The following is an 18,691-nucleotide window of genomic DNA, read 5'->3' on the forward strand; positions in this document are numbered from 1 at the left end:
ATGTTCGAACTCAATCTGCAACCGGGCAAACTCTGCCTCGCCACCCTGCGTCGTGTCAGCCGCGAGCCGGTACACGTCAGCCTGGATCCGGCTGCCCTGGCGGGGATCCACGCCTCCGCCGCCGTGGTCACCAAGGTGATCGAGCAAAACCGGGTGGTCTACGGCATCAACACCGGCTTTGGCCTGCTGGCCAACACCCGCATTCCGGTGGAGCAGCTGGACGAGCTGCAACGCTCCATCGTGCTCTCTCATGCGGCAGGGATTGGCGAGTACATGGATGACGCCACCGTGCGGTTGATGATGGTGCTCAAGGTCAACTCGCTCGCCCGTGGCTTCTCCGGCATCCGGCTGACGGTGCTCGAGGCCCTGATGACCCTTATCAACGCCGAGGTCTACCCCGTGGTGCCGAAGAAGGGCTCCGTCGGCGCCTCCGGCGATCTGGCGCCCCTGGCCCACATGAGCTGCCTGCTGATCGGTGAAGGCAAGGCCCGTCACAAGGGCGAGCTGATCGACGCCGCCACTGCCCTGAAGATTGCAGGACTGGAGCCCATCGCCCTGGCGCCGAAAGAGGGGCTGGCCCTGCTCAACGGCACCCAGGCGAGCACCGCCTTCGCGCTGGAAGGGCTGTTCCATGCCGAGGATCTCTACGCCGGTGCCATCACCATCGGTGCCATGAGCGTTGAAGCGGCCCTCGGCAGCCGCCGTCCGTTCGATGCCCGCATTCACGAGGTGCGTGGCCAGCGCGGCCAGATCGATGCGGCCGCCTGCTACCGCCACCTGCTGGTGGACGGCAGCGAGATCGGCATGTCCCACCACAACTGCGAGAAGGTGCAGGATCCTTACTCCCTGCGCTGTCAGCCCCAGGTGATGGGTGCCTGCCTGACCCAGATCCGTCAGGCCGCCGAGGTGCTGGTGTGCGAGGCCAACGCGGTCTCCGACAACCCCCTGGTCTTTGCCGAGGATGAGGAGATCATCTCCGGCGGCAACTTCCACGCAGAACCCGTGGCCTTTGCCGCCGACAACCTGGCCCTGGCCATCGCCGAGATCGGGTCGCTGTCCGAGCGGCGCATGGCGCTGCTCATCGACTCGCGCATGTCCGGCCTGCCGGCCTTCCTGGTGAACAACGGCGGCGTGAACTCCGGCTTCATGATCGCCCAGGTCACCTCGGCGGCGCTCGCCTCCGAGAACAAGACCCTGGCCCACCCGGCCTCGGTGGACAGCCTGCCCACCTCGGCCAACCAGGAGGACCACGTCTCCATGGCCACCTTCGCCGGTCGCCGGCTGGCGGACATGGCCGAGAACACCCGCGGCATCCTGGCGGTGGAACTGCTGGCAGCGGCCCAGGGGCTCGACTTCCGCGCTCCCCTGCGCTCCACCGAGCTCATCGAGCTGGCCAAGGGCCGTCTGCGGGAAGAGGTCAGCTTCTATGACAAGGACAGGTACTTTGCACCGGACATCGAGGCGGCCGCCGCCCTGCTGGGCCGTGCCAGCTACAACGACCTGATCCCGGCAGGGACCCTGCCCAGCCTCTGAATTGGAGCCTGAGCAACCATAAAAAAGACCGCCCATGGGGCGGTCTTTTCATTTTCGTCTCCCGCGCCTCGCGTCGGGGCCATCGGAAGTGCGCTGCGCAGAGTGGCAGCAGACAGAGGCGGCGGCTTTATCCGTGTTCAAACATCCGGAACAGATAAACCACGAACAGCACTGGGGTGAGTGCTGGCAGCCTTATCCGTGTTCAAACATCAGGAACAGGTAAACGACAAACAGCACAAGATGGGTGGCGCCGTGCAGGGCGTGGGTGCGGCCGCTGCTGAAGGTCACTTTACAGACCATGAGGGTGGTGATGAGCAGCACCATGTCGGCAGGGGAGAGGCCCAGGCGCACTTCCTGCCCCATCAGGGAGCCGATGAAGAGCACCGAGGGTACCGTGAGGGCGATGGTGGCCAGCACGGAGCCGAAGTAGAGATTCATGGCCCGCTGCAACTGGTTGTTGAAGGCCGCCTTGATGGCGCCGACCGCTTCGGGAGCCAGCACGATACAGGCGACGATGAAACCACCCAGTGCCATCGGGGCTTCCATCACGTGCACCCCGTAGTTGATGGGGATGGCCAGGGTCTTGGCCAGCAGGATCACCACCACCAGGTAGGCGAGCAGCAAGAGGGTGTGATAGACGTTGCTCTGCAGCGGGCCGTGGTGATCCTCGAGATCCTCGTGATCGCTGTCGACGAAGAAGTGGCTGTGGCTGCGGGTCTGGATCAGCAGGAAGACACCATAGAGTAGGATGGAGATGATGATCAGCATCCATGACATGGCCTTGGAGAGGCTGCCCAGAGTGCCGCCCTGGGTGAAGTTCGGCAGGACCAGACAGAGCAGTGCCAGGGGAATGATGGCCACCAGATAGGATTTGACCCCGTCCAGATTGAAGTTCTGGGTGTGATAGCGCCAGCCGCCAAACAGCAGGGTGAAGCCCACCAGACCGTTGGTGACCAGCATCACCACCGCGAACATGGTGTCCCGGGCCATGGTGGGATTGGGATCGCCGGTCAGCATGACGGAGGAGATCATCACCACTTCCAGGGAGATGACCGAGAGGGTCAGGATCAGGGTACCGAAGGGTTCCCCGAGCTTGATGGCGAGGGCGTCAGAGTGACGCACGACGGAGAAGATGGCCCAGGTCACGATGGCAAGCAGGGCCAGCGACACCGGCAGGTAGACCGCAAGGGGGGTTGTCTCTGCCAGCAGGTCGCTCCCCAGGGTTTTGAAGAAGAGCAGGGTCAGCAGACCGGCAGGCAGAGCAATCTCTTGTCGGATAAAAGACTTCATAGGCAGTGGTTCTCATCTCGGGGCGGCCTCGGCCGACGGGGTATGGAGCGACTTGGTGCACCCAAGGTGCACAGACCCATGATAAGGGGAGATGCTCCTCATGCGGAGCATCATTTTGTTGCAAAGGGTGAGAGGCGGGGCAGATACCGCCTCAGTGCGGGTCGGAGGGGCTGGTTGTCTCGCCCTCTTGCCATGCCATCAGCCAGATCTTCAGTTTGCTCAGGGGCATGGGCTTGGCATAGACGTAGCCCTGGATCAGGTGGACTCCGTGGCGATGCAGATAATCCACCTGCTCCTGGGTTTCGACCCCTTCGGCGATCATCTCCATGCCCGATTTGAGGCCAAAGGCGATGGTGGCATCCAGCACGCTGCGCTTGAGGTCGTCCGTGCCTATGGTATCCACGAACATCTTGTCGATCTTGATCTGGCGAATGCCGAGCCGTTGCAGGTAGGCAAAGCCGCCATAGCCGGTGCCGAAGTCATCCAGCTTGAAGTGATAGCCCCTCTCCTGCAGAGCTGCGATCTCCGCCATGGCCCCCTGGATGTGCTTGATGGGATCCCGCTCGGTGAGTTCGAAGGTGAGGCGGGCCGGCGAGGGCCAGCCATGGCGCTGCAACTGGGTGCGCAGACGAGGCTGCTCGATATGGCCCGCCACCAGATTGACGCTGACCCACTGGTGCGGGGCCAGGACGGGGAGATCCGCCAGGATGCGCTCCAGCAGTTGATCCGTCATCGGCAGGATCAGCCCCTGCTCCTCCGCATAGGCGATGAAGGTGCCTGGCGACACCAGATCCCGTCCTCGCTGCCAGCGCAGCAAGGCCTCGAATCCCACCACCCTTCGGTTTCTGCTGTCCACTATGGGCTGATAGAAGGGGATGAACTCCCGCCGAGCCAGCCCTCTTTGCAGCAATCCTTTGAGGGAGCGCCGGTAGTTTCTAAGGCTCCAGTAGAGGGCCGCCAGCAGCGCCCCCAGCGCCCCGGCCGACCAGAGGCCATCGCGGTGTATCTGTGAGCGGGCGTAGCGTTTCAGTGCCTCGCCAGCCCAGAGGGTCTGCTCCACCTGATGCTGGGGGTCGAAACTGAGCAGCCGCATCGGGTTTGCCTCTTCTCGAATGTGCTTGTTGCCACGGGGGAAAAAGAGCCCGGACTGGGTCGGGTGCTTGTGGTTGAACTCCAGATAGAAACAGTCGTTGCAGGGGGTGCGCAGCAGCTCATGGCTCCAGCTGCTGTCGAGCACCCAATAGGCCAGATTGCCGTTGCGTCTCGCATAGACCAGGGTTTCGCGTTCGGTATCGAACATGGGGGCCGTGCTGGATATATGAAAGTCGGGGGAGGCCGGTATGCCGGCGTCGGCAAGCTGGGGCAGGGCGGGGCCCAGGGTGGAGCAGCCGCTCCCGTTGGCAAGCTGCAGGCCGGCCAGGCGAATATGGCGGTTGTAATACTGGGGTGAGCGCAACAGCGCCATGTCTGTGGGGCCGCAATCGAAGGCAAAGTGGGCGAGTTGAGCGGGGACATCGTGATCCAGGAGCTGGTTGCGCTCCTGCAGGTAGTCGAGCAGAGCCCTTTCCTTTGTCTGCAGCAGGTGGTGAGCCAGCTTGTCGCTCAACAGGGGGGTGAGCAACAGCATCAGCAGCGGGGGCACACAGAAGAGGGCCAGAGGAATCCATAGCGGAGATCGTGCTGACATGGTGAGCATCCTTCTTCCATGAAATGAAACAACCCGATTGAGACTCAAGCATCATAGCATTAGCTGCATCGATTTGAGCCAAGTTGGTCGCACTTGGAACAAAAACGATAATTAATTGATAAATAAAGGATATGGCTACACACCTGAACAAGATTCAATCGCTGACCTGTCATAAATGACAATTGTCCAGCTTATCTGAAGTGGCTAAAGTAGCGGTGCGGTTTGACTCACCGTGTGTTCAATACTCCTGTATCTATTTTTGTCAGTAGCACAGAGTGTTAGTTTTGATATGAGTGTTTCTTTTGGTCCCCGTTGTGGGACCATTTTTCTGTCCGCTCCTCAGCCTGTGTCCCCTCGTTCTCTCCCTTGATGCCTCTTGTGCGGCCCGCACAACGGCGCCGCATGACGCATCCACCCGCTTATTTGCAGAAGCGGGATCTTCATCCATAGGCGGCGTTTGGTCTGGGCTGATACCATGATGCCCTATGGATGCTGTCGGCTACGGAAAGGCACATGAAACTGACCACTCAACTCGTCTCTTTTATTACGCTGTGCGTGATCTCGGCCATGGCCATGGTGATGCTCGGCGGGGTCTTCAGTTTCCGCCAGATGGGAATGGAGCTGCAGCAGAACCGGGTCGACTCCCTGGTGGAGATCATCGACAAGCAGCTCGGGGTGACCGATGACCAGCAAGCCCTTGCCCGCTGGCTGCCCTCCCTGTTGCGGGCCTCCCATGTGGTGGAGCTGGAGATCCGTCAGGACAAGCAGCGGGTCTACTGGTTTCGCGACGTGCAGCAGCAGACGGACGAGAGCCTGCTGATCGCCTACAGCGAGGCGATCCCCAATCAGGCCGGGATGCGGGCCGACTTCAAGCTGGACAGGCCGTTCAAGGAGTTCGAGTACTCCATGAAGGCGATGTTCGGCATCTCTCTGGGTATCTTCATCGTGGTGTTCGGGCTCTGGTACTCCATCCGCTGGCTGCGTCAGCAGTTGCGCGGTGCCGAGCTGCTGGCGGAGCGTGCCCAGCTGATCCTGGATGGCAAGCTGACCAAGCTGGCCCATGATCCTGCCGAAGAGTGGCCTGTCTCGGCCAGTCAGGCCCTCACCCATCTGCTGACCGAGCTGGCCGACGCCCGCAAGGAGCGTAGCCGCTTCGACAACTTCATCCGCAGCAACGCCTTCGTCGACAAGACGACGGGCATCGGCAACCGCCTCTTCTTCGACAACCGGCTGGAGAGCGCCATCATGGAGGCAAGCGTGATCAGCGGCGGTGTGCTGCTGATCGAGTTGGCCGGTCTGGAGGAGCTGGATCCCGAGCTGAGCGGGCGCCCGAGCCAGGAACTCCTGATGGAGGCGAGCGCCACCATCGCCGCCTTCGTGCGCAAGCACAGCGGAGCCCTGCAGGCGCGCTATGCCGGTCAGGTCTTTGCCGTGCTGCTGCCGAACATGTCAGAGAGCGAGATGGTGGACGGCGCCAGCCAGTTGCTCAAGAGTCTGCAACGACTGCACTGGCCCGAAGCGGTCAATGCCGACACCGCCGTCTATCTCGGTGCGGTCTGCTATCAGGCACAGGATTCCCTGCTCAAGGTGCAGGAAGAGGCGGAGCTGGCGCTCAAGAGCGCGCGCCTGCAAGGACACAGCGGCTGGTTCCTGTTCGAGAAATCCCTCAACGAGGAGGCGAGCAGCAAGGGAACGGTGCGCTGGCGCACCCTGATCAGCCGTCGCATCGAGGAGCAGGGCATCGACTTCTACGTCCAGCCTGTGCAGCAGGAGCGGGATCAGGTGGTGTTGCAGCAGGAGCTGCTCATCCGCCTTCACGACGAGCAGGGCCGGGAGCTGCAGGCGGGGGTCTTCATGCCCATGGCGGAGAAGGCCGGTCTGCTGCTGCCGCTGGACAGGCTGGTGGTGGCCCGAGCCTTGCGACTGCTGCGCCAGCGACCGGCATCGAGCTGCCCCATCAGCCTCTCTCTGTGCGCCCAGAATCTGCTCACCCGCGAGTTCCAGCGCGAGCTCTTCTTCGAGCTGTTCCAGTTGCCGCGCAGTACCAACGAGGGGTTGATCCTGCAGTTGTCGGAGTCCCAGGTGACCCGCCACTACGAGGCCCTCAAGCGGCCGCTTCGGGCGATGCGCATGCTGGGGTGCAGGCTTGCCATCGATCATGCGGGCCAGGACGTGGTGAGCACCCAGTACATCAAGGAGTTCGAGATCCACTTCCTCAAGCTGCACCCCAGCCTGGTGCGGGAGATCCACCTGCGCCAAGTCAACCAGATGGCGGTACGCAGTCTGGTGGGGGGCTGTGCCAATACCCAGGCCCGGGTCATCGCGGTGGGGGTGGAGAGTGGCGACGAGTGGAAGATGCTGCGACACTTGGGCGTGCATGCCGGTCAAGGTCCCTGGTTTGCCGACCCCGAGCCCCTCAACCTGCTTGACTAGCGTCCCGGCCGGGGTGACAGGCGGCCCTGCTCCTGCAGGCCCGCCAGCCCCTGCAAGCCACCTGTGTGGATGAAGATGATCTTGCTGCCACGCGCAATGCGGCCTGCCGCCAGTTCGCGAAACAGCCCCCACATCGCCTTGCCACTGTAGATGGGTTCCAGCGGCAAGCCGGTTTCGGCACTGAATGCCTGCACCCATTGCCAGAGTGCCGGACTGAACCTGGCATAGCCGCCATCGTGGTGATCCAGCGCAATGCGCCAGCCCGGAGTGGTGGCCGCTGCCGGATGCAACCGGCATACCTCGCCGGTGATGAAGTCGGCCCCCTTGAGCACCGCGATGGCCAGGATCTGCTCCTGCGCCCGCTTGCCCGCGATGAGCCCCGCCAGGGTGCCGCCGCTGGCGCAGGGCAGCACCCAGAGATCCGGCGAGAAGGGCACCTCGTCGACAAGCTCGGCCACTCCGGGGATGGCCAGCGGGCTGCTGCCTCCTTCCGGTACCAGCAGGGTGTCGTCATCCTCGAACCGGGCAAGCCATTCGGGATCCTGGCGCCGGCGATAGTCCTGGCGGTCGACAAAAACGAGATCCATGCCCCAGCCTTTGGCCGCTTTCAGGGTGGGATTGCTGACGGTATCCCCTTCACCGCGTATGATGCCCGTGGTACGCACTCCCAGTCTGAGTCCTGCTGCGGCCAGGGCGTGGATGTGATTGGAGTAGGCGCCGCCAAAGGAGAGGATGTGGCCCTTGCCCAGCATCTGTGCCTGTTGCAGATGGTATTTGAGCTTTCGCCACTTGTTGCCGGAGAGGGTCGGGTGGATCAGATCGTCCCGCTTGCACCAGAGCGTGACGTCATGGGCGGCCAGCAGAGGATGCCGGATCCGGTGCAGGGGGGAGGGGAGCTGAAGGGGAGCCATGGGATCGTCTCCCGTGGGTGCCAGCGTGGCCGTCGATGCGTCGTTTGTCATAAAGTTGGAGGCTAATAGCCTGTTTATGTTAAGGTTTAGTCCGTTTTACGCGGCCAGGTGAAGATCCAGATGAAGTCACTGTTCAGGCGTTCTCCCTCCAGTCATCAGGTCGGGATCCTGCTGGCCAGCGATCGCATTCTGCTGGCCTGCGTGGACCCCGTTCCCGTGTTTGCCAGCCAGCCTGTCAACGGCCCCCACGACTGGTCCAAGGCCCTGGCCGAGCTGTTTTCCCGGCACGGTCTGGCCAAGTCTAAGGTGCGGGTGGCCCTCGCGGCCAGCCTTTATCAGCAGATCCAGATCGACAAGCCCGCCGTCCCCGATGCCGAGATGGCGGGGGCCCTGCCCTGGGCCATCAAGGATTTCGTCAACGAGCCGGTGTTGCAGCTCGCCATGGATTATGTGGACCTGCCGACGCCCCCTGCCGGGCGTCCGCGCATCAACGTTGTCTGCATGTCCAAGAGCCGGGTGCAGCAGGTGGCGGATGCGGTCAACGGCGCGGCGACCCTGGAGGCCATCGTCAGTGACGAGCTGGCCATGACGGCCCTCTACGAGGCGGACCAGATGGTGCGCATGCTGCTCTGGCAACCCCGGGGGCAGGAGCTGCAACTGCTGGTCTTCCATCGGGGCGGACTCTGTTTCTCCCGCCAGTTGCGCGGATTTGCGAGCCTCACCGGCAGCCATGAGCCAGATGCCGACCAGCTCGACGCGCTGGCGCTGGAGATCCAGCGATCCATCGATTATCTGGCCGGCCATCTCAAGCTGCCCGAGCCCGGCCAGTTGCAACTGGCCATCGCCTCCTCCGCCATGGGGGTACTGGTGCGTCACCTGGAACAGACATTCGGTTTCCCGGTGTCGGCCATGGCAAACAAGGCGGTACTGGCAGGAGTCGAATACCTCAGTGCCTATGGCGCGGCCCTGGGCAGGAGCGACTGATGAAACACCATATCAACCTCTATGGCGCCGAATTCCGGCCAAGACGTCTGTGGGCCAGCCTGCCCCAGATGGCATTGGTCTGGGCGGCGTCCTGGTGCTGCTGCTGGGGGCCACCCTCTTCTATGGCTGGCAACAGCAGGGCCTCGATCGTGAATTGGCTGGCGTGCGGGCACAGCTCGACGTGCAGCGCGGCGAGGCCAGGCGTCTCGATGCGGAGCTGGCGCGCCATCTGGCGAATGCAGACTTGCAGCGGCAACTGGCCGACAAGCGGGAAGAGCTGGGGGCCAAACAGGCGCTGATGCAGCAGCTTGGCCACCTCTCCCTGCAAAAATCCCAGGGTTATGCGGGGGTGATGGCGGACCTGGCCCGCCTGCGGGATCCCCGTCTCTCCCTGCAACGGATCGAAATAAGCGACGGGCGGATCAACCTCGCGGGCGTGGCCGAACGCAGTCAGGACGTGCCCGCCTGGGTGAACCGCTTCAAGCAGACCCCCTCCCTGGCGGGCAAGCAGTTTGGCGAGCTCACCCTGAGTCGGGACAAGGAGGGCCAGCTTGCCTTCCAGCTCAGTGGCATAGCGCGGGAGACTCCCTGATGGACATGAAGGCACAATGGCAGGGATGGGCGCAGCAGATCGCAGCCCTCAGCCTGCGTGAGCGGATCCTCATTCTGTTGACCGGGGTCGTGCTGCTCGGGGCCATGGGCATCTATGGCTGGCTGGATGACGCCGACACCCGGCTGGGCCAGGATCGGCTGGCCCTGGCTGCGGCGCAGCGGGATCTGGAGATCCTGACCCTGGAAAACCAGGGCAAGCAGGCCAGGCTGGGGCGGGATCCCGATGCTCAGGTACGCGAGCAGCTCGCCGGTGTCGAGACCACTCTGCGCCAGATGGATGCCGAGCTGCTGGCTCAGACGGTGGATCTGATCCCCGCCCACGAAATGCCCGCGGTGCTGGAAGCCCTGTTGTCCCGCTCCGCCAACCTGCATATGCTGGCGCTCACCTCCCTCAAGCCCGAGCCGTTGATGGCCGGGGAGCAGAAGGTGAACCTGTTCAGGCACGGCATCCGGCTTCAGCTGGAGGGCGGCTATTTCGATGTCTACCAGTACCTGAAAGCGCTCGAAGCCCTGCCTCGCCACTTCTACTGGAAGGGCTTTGACTACCGGGTGGTCGAGCATCCCAAGGCGGCGGTAGCGATGGAGATCTACACCCTCAGCACCAGCAAGGAGTTCATCCGTGGTTAAGCGGCATGTCGGCGGGACGGGATCCCGCATTTTTGCCTTCCCATCCTGGCGCTGGCTGGCCCTGTGGGGGAGCCTGCTTGCGCTGCAGGCCCAGGCCGAGGTGCTGCAGGATCCCACCTTGCCCCTGGCGGGATCCGGCTCGGCGGCGAGTGTCGCCAAGGAGGCCGGTCTGCCCAGGTTGCAGAGCGTCATCCTGGGGAGCGGGCCCGCCCTGGCGGTGCTCGACGGTCAAAGCTACCGGGTCGGCCAGCAGGTCAACGGATTCCGGCTGGTGGGGATCAGCGCCGACAGCGTGGTGCTGGAAAAAGCGGGCAAACGCCAGACACTGACCCTGTTTGGCAGCAAGATCCGGATGTGAAGTGGGTGTCGCACGGATGGTGCGGGCCAGGTTTGTCGAGTTTCTTAGCGAGTCAGGTGCACGAATAACATGAAAAAACACCCTTTTTGTCTGCTTCCCCTCGCGCTGGCGGTGGCGGGTTGCACTACCTATCGTCACCCCGAGCCGGTACAGGCCAAAGATGCACTCAAGCAGGCGATGAGCGAGCAGAGCCCGACCGCCCCCCTGACTTCCCTGCCGCCCTCGGTGCAGAGCGAGCTGTTGCAGCTCAATCGTCCCCAGCAGCCGATGACCATTCCCGAGAAGCGGATGCGCATCGCGGCCCATGACGTGGACGCGGTGGAGTTCTTCGGCTCCCTGTTCAAGGGCTCCCGCTACAGCGTGGCGGTCCATCCCGGTGTGGCGGGCGTCATTTCGGTAGAGCTCAAGGATGTGACCTTGCAGGAGGCGCTGGCGACCGTCGGCGACATGTACGGCTTCGATGTGCAGCGCAAGGGCAACGTGTTCCACGTCTATCCCGCCGGTCTGCGTACCGAGACCATTCCGGTCAACTACCTGATGATGGCCCGGCGCGGTCTCTCCCGTACCTCGGTGAGCACAGGCGGGGTGACGGCCAACGACAACAACAATGGCAATAACAACAACTTCGACAACGGCCTGAACAACAGTGGCAACAACAACAGCCAGGGCAACACCGCCAGCGGTGACAACAACACCAACAGCAACGGCACCCGCATCGAGACGGACAGCAACAACGACTACTGGACCGATCTGCGGGATGCCCTGCAGACCCTGATCGGCACAGGGGAAGGGCGGGCCGTCATCACCAGTCCCCAGGCGGGCCTGGTCACGGTGCGTGCCTATCCCAAGGAGCTCAAGGCGGTGCGCGAGTTCCTGGACCAGTCCGGCGAACACCTCAAGCGCCAGGTGGTGCTGGAGGCGCGGATCCTGGAAGTGTCCCTCAACGAGGGTTACGAGCAGGGGGTGGACTGGAGCGGCCTCTCCGCAAGCTGGGACGGCGGCAAGGGCATCACGGGGGGCGGCTCCCTCATGGACAGCCCCATCGCTTCGACCCCCAACCAGATCTTCCGGGCTCTGGGGGGCGGCGCCGGCTTCACCATCTCCGATGGCAACTTCAACGTCGCGGTCAGCCTGCTCAAGACCCAGGGGGATGTGAACACCCTCTCCAGCCCGCGCGTGACGGCCACCAACAACCAGAAAGCGGTGATCAAGGTGGGGACGGACGAATACTTCGTCACCAACGCCTCGACCACCACCACCACCTCGGGGACTTCGGCCCCCATCGTCACCCCGAACGTGGAGCTGACCCCCTTCTTCTCGGGGATAGCCCTGGACGTGACGCCCCAGATCGACGAGCAGGGCAAGGTATTGCTGCATATCCACCCCTCCGTCATCGACACCGAGGAGCAGAGCAAGACCATCAACGTCGGCACCGCCGATCCCCTGGTGTTGCCGCTGGCCAAGAGCTCCATCCGCGAGTCCGATACCGTGGTGCAGGCCAACAATGGGGACATCATCGTCATCGGTGGTCTGATGAAGACCGACAGGCAGGAGATTGTCAGCAAGGTGCCCCTGCTGGGTGACATCCCCTGGGTCGGCGAGGCCTTCACCAACCGCCGGGAGAGCAACCGCAAGGTGGAGCTGGTGATCCTGCTCAAGCCCACCGTGGTGGAAAAGGACACCTGGCAGAAAGAGCTGCAACGCTCCTCCGAGCTGCTCGACAAATGGTATCCCCCCAAGGGCTGATCCGGGATGACGCGCCTGTTGAGCACTCCTTCTCCCATGTGGCGGCGCCTCCCGGCTGCCGCCACTCTGCCCTGCCCGACGGCGGTGGCGCCATGTCGCTGATCCGGGGCTGTCTGCGGCTGCGCGCCCTGGACTCTGGCCGGGAGGGTGCATGTATCTGAGCCACTTCGGACTGCGGGAGGCTCCCTTCGGCCTGACCCCGAACACCGGTTTCTATTACGGCCTGCCCCCCCACGAGGAGGCCATGCAGGTGCTCAACTGGGCGCTTTCCCAGGGGGAGGGGTTCATCAAGGTGACCGGCGAGGTCGGCACCGGCAAGACCCTGCTCTGTCGCAAACTGCTGAGCGAGCTCGGCTCCGAGGCCTGCCCGGTGCGCCTGGCCTGGCTGCCCAACCCCCATCTCACTCCGGGGGAGCTGCGCACGGCCCTGGCCCTGGAGCTGGGGTTGACGCTGGCGGGGGAGAGCGAGCTGGATCTCACGGATCGTATTCACCGCCATCTGATCTCCCTGCATCGGCAGGGGAGTCGGGTGGTGGTGCTGATCGACGAGGCGCAAGCCCTGCCGGACGAGACCCTGGAGGCGATCCGGCTGTTTGGCAACCTGGAAACCGAATCCAGCAAGCTGCTGCAAATCGTGTTGTTCGGCCAGCCCGAGCTGGATGCCAGGCTCGGGCAGCCCCGTCTTCGCCAGTTGCGCCAGCGCATCGGTTTTTCCTACCGCCTGCGGCCGCTGCGGCTCGACGAGACCCGGGCCTATCTGGAGTACCGGCTGCAGGTGTCCGGTTATCGCGGGTCCGCCCTGTTCGATGGCCGCGCCCTGCGCAGGCTGTGGCGCGCATCCCGCGGCATTCCCCGCCTCATCAACATACTGGCGCAGAAGTGCCTGATGCTGGCCTATGGCCGCGGTGTACGGCGGATCGACAGCGCCCTGGTCCGGCTCGCCATCCGGGATACCGATGATGCCCGCCGTGGCCGTCTCACCCTCTGGTGGCCCCTGTTGTTGTTGCTGGGCACTGCCCTGGCGTATGGAGTCTGGTCATGAGCGTGATCAATCAGATGCTGAAAGATCTGGATAGGCGTCAGCAAGAGGCCGAGGGCGCCGCCGTCTATGTGGCGCCGGTGCGCCAGCAAGGCTGGTGGATGCTGGTGCTGACCCTGCTGTGTACCCTGGCCCTGGGGATCCTCGGCTGGCGCACCTGGATCTTCTGGCAGCAGAGCCAGCGAGCCTCCCTGCCAGCGGCGCAGGTCGAGGCCCTCCGCACTGCCCCTGCGGCGGCGCCATCCGCGCCCCTGGCGGTGGTGGCCACCACGCAGGCGGTCTCCTCTGCCGCGCCAGTGGCAAAGGTGCCCGCCGCCGGTGCCGAGTCGACTGCCACGAGAGTGGCCTCCTCCGCAGCCGAGCAGGTCCCGGCCGATGAGGCCGTGCTCGCCGATGAGGGCAATCCGCAGGAAGCGCTGGGGGACGAGACGATCCCGAGCGACGAGGAGCTGCAGCCGGACCTCTATGCCGAGCTGGCTGCTGAGCAGAGCGCCGAAGAGGCGCCTGCACCCGCCGCGCCGCGCAAACCCGGGATCCTGAAGATCGAGACAGTGGAACTCTCCGACGCCGAGCTGGCCACCCTGGCCGAGCGCAAGGCGACCACGGCCATGGCCAAGGGACGGATGGAGGAGGCGCAGGATGGCTACTACGAGGTGCTGGCCCACGATCCCCACAACCAGGGGGCGCGGGAACAGCTGGCGGGCCTGCTCTATGGCGCCGGACGGCTGACCGAGGCCGCCCAGGTGCTGGAAGAGGGGCTGAGGCTGGATCCCGCGCAGGCGGACCTGCGTCTGCTGCTGGCCCGTGTGGCCATCAGCGGCGGGGATCGGCAGAAGGCGTTGGACTGGCTCACCGGCTATCAGCCCGATATTGCCAGCAATCTGGATTATTACGCCACCTGGGCCGGTCTTGCCCAGGAGCTGGGGCAGCCTGTCCAGGCGTCCGAGATGTACGTCAGGCTGTTGCGCCAGCAGCCGGATCAGGGGCGCTGGTGGCTAGGACTGGGGGTGGCGGAGGATGGTCAGGGACACCGTCAGCGGGCACTGGATGCCTATCGCAATGCCCAGTTGCACGGCAATCTGGGGGAGGCCTCCACCCAATGGCTTGAACAACGAATTGGCCAACTGACCCATTGATTAAAGCGGCAGTTCGATGAGCCCATGCCATCGGACCAGGCAGCGGGCGTGAAGCAACAGAGATCGGAGCAACAATGGCACAACCCAGACTGAAAATGCGCCTAGGCGACTTGCTGGTACAGGAACAGATCATCTCGGATGATCAGCTGCAGCTCGCCCTGCAGCAGCAGCGCCAGACCGGCCGCAAGCTGGGGACCACCCTCATCGATCTCGGCTTCATCAGCGAGGTGCAACTGCTGACCTTCCTCGCCCGTCAGCTGGATGTGCCTTTCTTCGATCTCAACAACCTCACCATCGACGTCTCGGCCGTGGCGCTGTTGCCCGAGGTGCAGGCGCGTCGCTACCGGGCGCTGGCCGTCAACCTGAGCGACGACAAGGTCACCGTGGTGATGTCGGATCCGGCGGATCTGAGCGCCCTCGACGCCATCGCTGCCCTGCTCAGCCCGCGGGAGCTGGTGCTGGCCGTGGCCCGTGAAGGCCAGCTGCTGGAGTATTTCGACCGCCTCTATCGCCGCACCCGGGAGATAGAGAACTTCGCGGTGCAACTGCACGAAGAGCACCAGGAGACCGGCTTCGAGCTGGGGGCCGGCAGCCTCAATGCCGCAACCGACGAGGGGGAGGCGACGGTGGCCAAGCTGCTGCGCTCCCTGTTCGAGGACGCGGTACAGGTGGGTGCCTCCGACATCCATATCGAACCGGACGAGAAGGTGCTGCGCATTCGCCAGCGTATCGACGGCGTGCTGCACGAAAACATCCTGAGCGAGGTGCGCATCGCCCAGGCGCTGGTGCTGCGCCTCAAGCTGGTGGCCGGGCTCGACATCTCGGAGAAGCGTCTGCCCCAGGATGGCCGCTTCAATATGAAGGTGCGCGGCCGCGATGTGGATGTGCGGATGTCCACCATGCCGGTGCAGTACGGCGAGTCCGTGGTGATGCGGCTGCTGGATCAATCCTCCGGCATCTTGTCGCTCGCCGAGACCGGGATGCCCCCCGCCATCCTGACCCGCTTCCGTCGTCAGCTCAAACGCCCTCACGGCATGATCCTGGTGACGGGGCCGACCGGTAGCGGCAAGACCACGACGCTCTACGGCGCCCTCTCCGAGCTCAACCAGGCCAGCCACAAGATCATCACGGTGGAAGACCCGGTGGAGTACCGTCTGCCCCGCATCAGCCAGGTGCAGGTCAATCCCAAGATAGGGCTCACCTTCTCCCAGGTGCTGCGCTCCACCCTGCGCCAGGATCCGGACATCCTGCTGGTGGGGGAGATGCGGGACAACGAGACGGTGGAGATCGGCCTGCGCGGCGCCATCACGGGCCACCTGGTGCTGACCACCTTGCACACCAACGACGCCGTGACCAGCGCCCTGCGTCTCATCGACATGGGGGCGCCCGGCTATCTGGTGGCGAGCGCCCTGCGGGCCGTGGTGGCCCAGCGCCTGGTGCGGCGGGTGTGTGAACACTGCGCCTGCGAGACGGCGCCGGACGAGGGGCAGGCCACCTGGCTCTCGGTGCTCTCCGGTGAAGCGCCGGGGCAGCATCGCTATCGCAAGGGACGAGGCTGCCAGAGCTGCAACTTCACCGGCTATGCGGGCCGGATCGGGGTGTACGAGCTGCTGGAGCTGGATCAACCCATGATGGATGCCCTGCGCCGCAACGATGCCGAGGGGTTTGCCCGGGCGGCACGGGCGCACGAGCACTACCGTCCCCTGGCCCTGACGGCGCTCGACTATGCCCGCGAGGGGATCACCTCGGTGGACGAGGTGCTTCGGCTGGCCGAGGACCTGGGGTAACGCATGAGGCATCTGGATCGTACTGAATCACTCTGCCGGGGTCGCCCATGAACCGTTTTGCCTACAAGGGGCGTGACAGCCAGGGCCAGGCCGTCAGCGGCGTGGTGGAAGCGGTCAGCGAGCAGGCCGCCGCCGAGCAGCTGATGCGCCGCGGGGTGATGCCCACCGAGCTGAAGGCCGGCAAGGCCAGGTCTGCCAGCATCGACTGGTCGCTGCTGCTGGAAGGGAGCGTCAAGCTGGAGGAGCTGGTGGTCTTCAGCCGCCAGATGTATGCCCTGACCCGTGCAGGCATCCCTATCCTGCGCGCCATCGCGGGGCTGGAGGAGAGCGCCCACAGCAAGCCCCTCAAGCGGGCGCTTCACGCTCTGGGGGAGGATCTGGCCAACGGCCGGCCGCTGTCGAGCGCGATGCAGTCGCACCCGAAGGTGTTCAGCAGCCTCTTCGTGGCCATCATCCACGTGGGGGAGAACACGGGTCAGCTGGAGGAGGCCTTCCTGCAGCTCGCCAACTATTTCGATCTGGAGCTGGAGACCCGCAAGCGGATCAAGACCGCCATGCGCTACCCCACCTTCGTGCTGATTGCCATCGCCGTCGCCATGGTGATCCTCAACATCATGGTGATCCCCGTCTTTGCCGGGATGTTTGCCAAGTTCGGGGTGGAGCTGCCGCTGGCGACCCGTATCCTGCTGGCCACCTCCCACTTCTTCGTTCACTACTGGTGGCTGCTGCTCGCCATCCTGGTGGGCGCCGTCGTCGGCTGGCGACGCTGGGTCGCCACCACCAAAGGCAGGCTGGCCTGGCACAGATGGCAGCTGCGGCTGCCCATCGTCGGCTCCATCATAGAGCGCTCCCTGCTTGCCCGTTTTGCCCGCAGCTTCTCCATGATGCTCAAGGCCGGCGTGCCGCTCAACACGGCGCTGACCCTGGTGGCCGATGCGGTGGACAACGCCTGGATGGCGGGGCAGATCCGCGACATGCGGGGCGGCATCGAGCGCGGCGAGAGCCTGCTGCGCACCGCCGGCGCCAGCGGCCTGTTCACTCCCCTGGTGATGCAGATGATCGCGGTGGGGGAAGAGACCGGCCAGGTGGACGAGCTGCTGCACGAGGCGGCCGAATACTACGAGCGGGAGGTGGATTACGACCTCAAGAGCCTCACCGCCCGCATCGAACCCATCCTGATCGGCATAGTGGCCGTCATGGTGCTGGTGCTGGCGCTCGGCATCTTTACGCCCATGTGGGACATGATGCGGGCCGTGCGGGGTCAGTCGTGAGTTATCTGTGCAACCAGCATCTTCACTCTCCCAATGGCGGGGAGATGATGCGGGCCGTGCGGGGCAAGTGATGCGATGAGCAGACAGTCCGAGCAGGATGAGCGCTGGCTGGGAGGCTACAGGCGGTTGATCGCCTGCATCCTGCTGCTGGTCATCCTTGCCACCCTGGCCCTGAGCTATCGCAGCCACAGGGAAGAGGCGCTGGCGGTCAGCCTGACCCTGCTGGGGGAGCAGTTTGCCGAGCGGGTCCAGCGGCTGCACGGGCGCTGGCTCGATGAGCGGCGCCCCGCCGTGCTCCATGCAGAGGGGCGGGCCTGGCAGTTCGATGGGCGAGGCTGGCCGCTGGCGGTGTTGCCGCTACAGTCACCGTCCGAGAACTGCCGCGGGCTCTGGTCGGCCTTGCTCGGCCAGGAGGCGCTGTCGATGCCCACCCTGCAGGTGCTGGCTAGCCCGGATGGGGAGGGATGCGAATTTGGTTGGGAGGCTAACTGGTTGATCTATCGCTTCGCCGACGGCAGTTTGCTGAACAAATCTTGAACAGTATCGTTCTAGCGTCTCGGCGACATGATTTTTTTCTATCTGCATGAAATAATGCGGAACATTACGGAGGCAGCATGGCAACAAAGAGAGTGATACCCGGCCAGGGGCCCGGTCAGATGGCCGGTTTTTCCCTGATTGAGCTGGTGATCGTCATCGTGATCCTGGGGATCCTGGCCGTCACCGCCTTGCCCCGTTTTCTCGATGTGACCGACGAGGCGAAGAAGGCGAGCGTGGAAGGGGTGTCCGGCGGTTTCGCCACCGGGGTGTCCCTGGTGCGGGCCCAGTGGGAGGCCGAGGGGCGTGCCAGGCAGGATGGACTCAACACAGTGCTCTACGACGGCTCGCGTTTCTATCTGACCACGCCGACCGACAGTCAGGTCAGCAATGGCGAGCTCTCTCCCGGGTATCCCATGGACACGGCGGCGAGCGGCGCTCCCGATGTGGACCCGGCCAATCTGACGGCGGCCCGCTGCCTCAATATTTGGGAGGGGTTGTTGCAGAATCCTCCCAAGGCTACTGCCCGTTTTGACGAGGTGCGCGGTAGCGGCAATGACCTGAAGTTCTATGCCACGGTGAGCAACAATGGACTGGATTCGGTCTGCCGTTACTATCTGGTCAACAGCCTGAGCAAGGGAAGTGATGGACGTTATCAGGACCCGCAAGGGAGCACGGATGCGTTCATGAGTTTCAGTTATCGCCCGGCCTCCGGCCAGGTGACTACCAATATCAATTGATAA

15 protein-coding genes and 1 pseudogene are annotated in these 18,691 nt (G+C 64.1%); 13 read left to right on the plus strand and 3 right to left on the minus strand.

Annotated features, from left to right (window positions below):
* Window positions 1-1,533: a histidine ammonia-lyase gene (hutH, locus tag BN1120_RS06910; RefSeq protein ID WP_010672611.1), complete on the plus strand. Its 1,533-nt coding sequence runs from the start codon at window positions 1-3 to the stop codon at window positions 1,531-1,533.
* 192 nt (window positions 1,534-1,725) lie between these two features.
* On the opposite strand, the gene BN1120_RS06915 is transcribed toward hutH, so the two are convergent.
* Together BN1120_RS06915 and BN1120_RS06920 are read right to left on the minus strand one after the other, a co-directional pair.
* Window positions 1,726-2,823: a calcium:cation antiporter gene (locus BN1120_RS06915; protein WP_010672612.1), complete on the minus strand. Its 1,098-nt coding sequence runs from the start codon at window positions 2,821-2,823 to the stop codon at window positions 1,726-1,728.
* Window positions 2,824-2,974: 151 nt separating this feature from the next.
* On the minus strand, window positions 2,975-4,510 hold the full coding sequence (locus tag BN1120_RS06920) for an EAL domain-containing protein (protein WP_042015442.1): 1,536 nt from the start codon (window positions 4,508-4,510) through the stop codon (window positions 2,975-2,977).
* A 513-nt stretch (window positions 4,511-5,023) separates the two neighbouring features.
* Between BN1120_RS06920 and BN1120_RS06925 the strand changes: the two genes are divergently transcribed.
* The gene (locus BN1120_RS06925) at window positions 5,024-6,943 is read left to right on the plus strand and encodes an EAL domain-containing protein (RefSeq protein ID WP_042015305.1); all 1,920 of its coding nucleotides are present in this window, start codon (window positions 5,024-5,026) and stop codon (window positions 6,941-6,943) included.
* Here the strand turns inward: BN1120_RS06925 and BN1120_RS06930 are convergent.
* Window positions 6,940-7,854, minus strand: coding sequence for a 1-aminocyclopropane-1-carboxylate deaminase/D-cysteine desulfhydrase (locus BN1120_RS06930; protein WP_042015307.1), 915 nt, complete (start codon window positions 7,852-7,854; stop codon window positions 6,940-6,942). The genes BN1120_RS06925 and BN1120_RS06930 overlap by 4 nt on opposite strands.
* 120 nt (window positions 7,855-7,974) lie before the next feature.
* Between BN1120_RS06930 and BN1120_RS06935 the strand changes: the two genes are divergently transcribed.
* The 11 genes and pseudogenes from BN1120_RS06935 (at window position 7,975) to BN1120_RS06985 (ending at window position 18,688) form a co-directional block, all read left to right on the plus strand.
* Window positions 7,975-8,838: a hypothetical protein gene (locus BN1120_RS06935; protein WP_042015309.1), complete on the plus strand. Its 864-nt coding sequence runs from the start codon at window positions 7,975-7,977 to the stop codon at window positions 8,836-8,838.
* A pseudogene (locus tag BN1120_RS06940) lies at window positions 8,838-9,430 on the plus strand (PilN domain-containing protein). Before BN1120_RS06935 ends, BN1120_RS06940 begins: the two are co-directional and overlap by 1 nt.
* A complete protein-coding gene (locus BN1120_RS06945; protein WP_042015312.1) occupies window positions 9,430-10,077 on the plus strand; it encodes an MSHA biogenesis protein MshJ in 648 nt (215 codons plus the stop codon). The pseudogene BN1120_RS06940 and the gene BN1120_RS06945 overlap by 1 nt, the downstream one beginning before the upstream one ends.
* A gap of 28 nt (window positions 10,078-10,105) precedes the next feature.
* Window positions 10,106-10,435 (plus strand): SctD/MshK family protein, encoded by a 330-nt coding sequence (locus tag BN1120_RS06950; protein WP_042015443.1) that lies wholly within the window; start codon window positions 10,106-10,108, stop codon window positions 10,433-10,435.
* A gap of 69 nt (window positions 10,436-10,504) precedes the next feature.
* Entirely contained in the window at window positions 10,505-12,181 is a 1,677-nt protein-coding gene (gene mshL, locus BN1120_RS06955; RefSeq protein ID WP_010672620.1) for a pilus (MSHA type) biogenesis protein MshL, read from the plus strand.
* 151 nt (window positions 12,182-12,332) lie between these two features.
* Window positions 12,333-13,223, plus strand: a complete 891-nt coding sequence (locus BN1120_RS06960) for an ExeA family protein (protein ID WP_042015314.1) — start codon at window positions 12,333-12,335, stop codon at window positions 13,221-13,223.
* Window positions 13,220-14,356, plus strand: a complete 1,137-nt coding sequence (locus tag BN1120_RS06965; RefSeq protein WP_042015315.1) for a tetratricopeptide repeat protein — start codon at window positions 13,220-13,222, stop codon at window positions 14,354-14,356. Before BN1120_RS06960 ends, BN1120_RS06965 begins: the two co-directional genes overlap by 4 nt.
* Before the next feature lie 74 nt (window positions 14,357-14,430).
* Entirely contained in the window at window positions 14,431-16,143 is a 1,713-nt protein-coding gene (gene mshE, locus BN1120_RS06970; RefSeq protein ID WP_042015316.1) for an MSHA fimbrial ATPase MshE, read from the plus strand.
* Between the two features lie 47 nt (window positions 16,144-16,190).
* Window positions 16,191-17,414 carry a type II secretion system F family protein gene (locus BN1120_RS06975; protein WP_042015317.1) on the plus strand — a complete coding sequence of 408 codons (1,224 nt, stop codon included), beginning with the start codon at window positions 16,191-16,193 and terminating at the stop codon, window positions 17,412-17,414.
* Window positions 17,415-17,489: 75 nt separating this feature from the next.
* Window positions 17,490-17,951: a hypothetical protein gene (locus BN1120_RS06980; protein ID WP_042015319.1), complete on the plus strand. Its 462-nt coding sequence runs from the start codon at window positions 17,490-17,492 to the stop codon at window positions 17,949-17,951.
* A gap of 77 nt (window positions 17,952-18,028) precedes the next feature.
* Entirely contained in the window at window positions 18,029-18,688 is a 660-nt protein-coding gene (locus BN1120_RS06985; protein WP_042015320.1) for a type II secretion system protein, read from the plus strand.
* Window positions 18,689-18,691 lie beyond the last annotated feature (3 nt).

Origin of the sequence: Aeromonas caviae (genome assembly GCF_000819785.1) — a bacterium.
In the GTDB taxonomy this organism is placed as follows: Bacteria; Pseudomonadota; Gammaproteobacteria; order Enterobacterales; family Aeromonadaceae; genus Aeromonas; species Aeromonas caviae.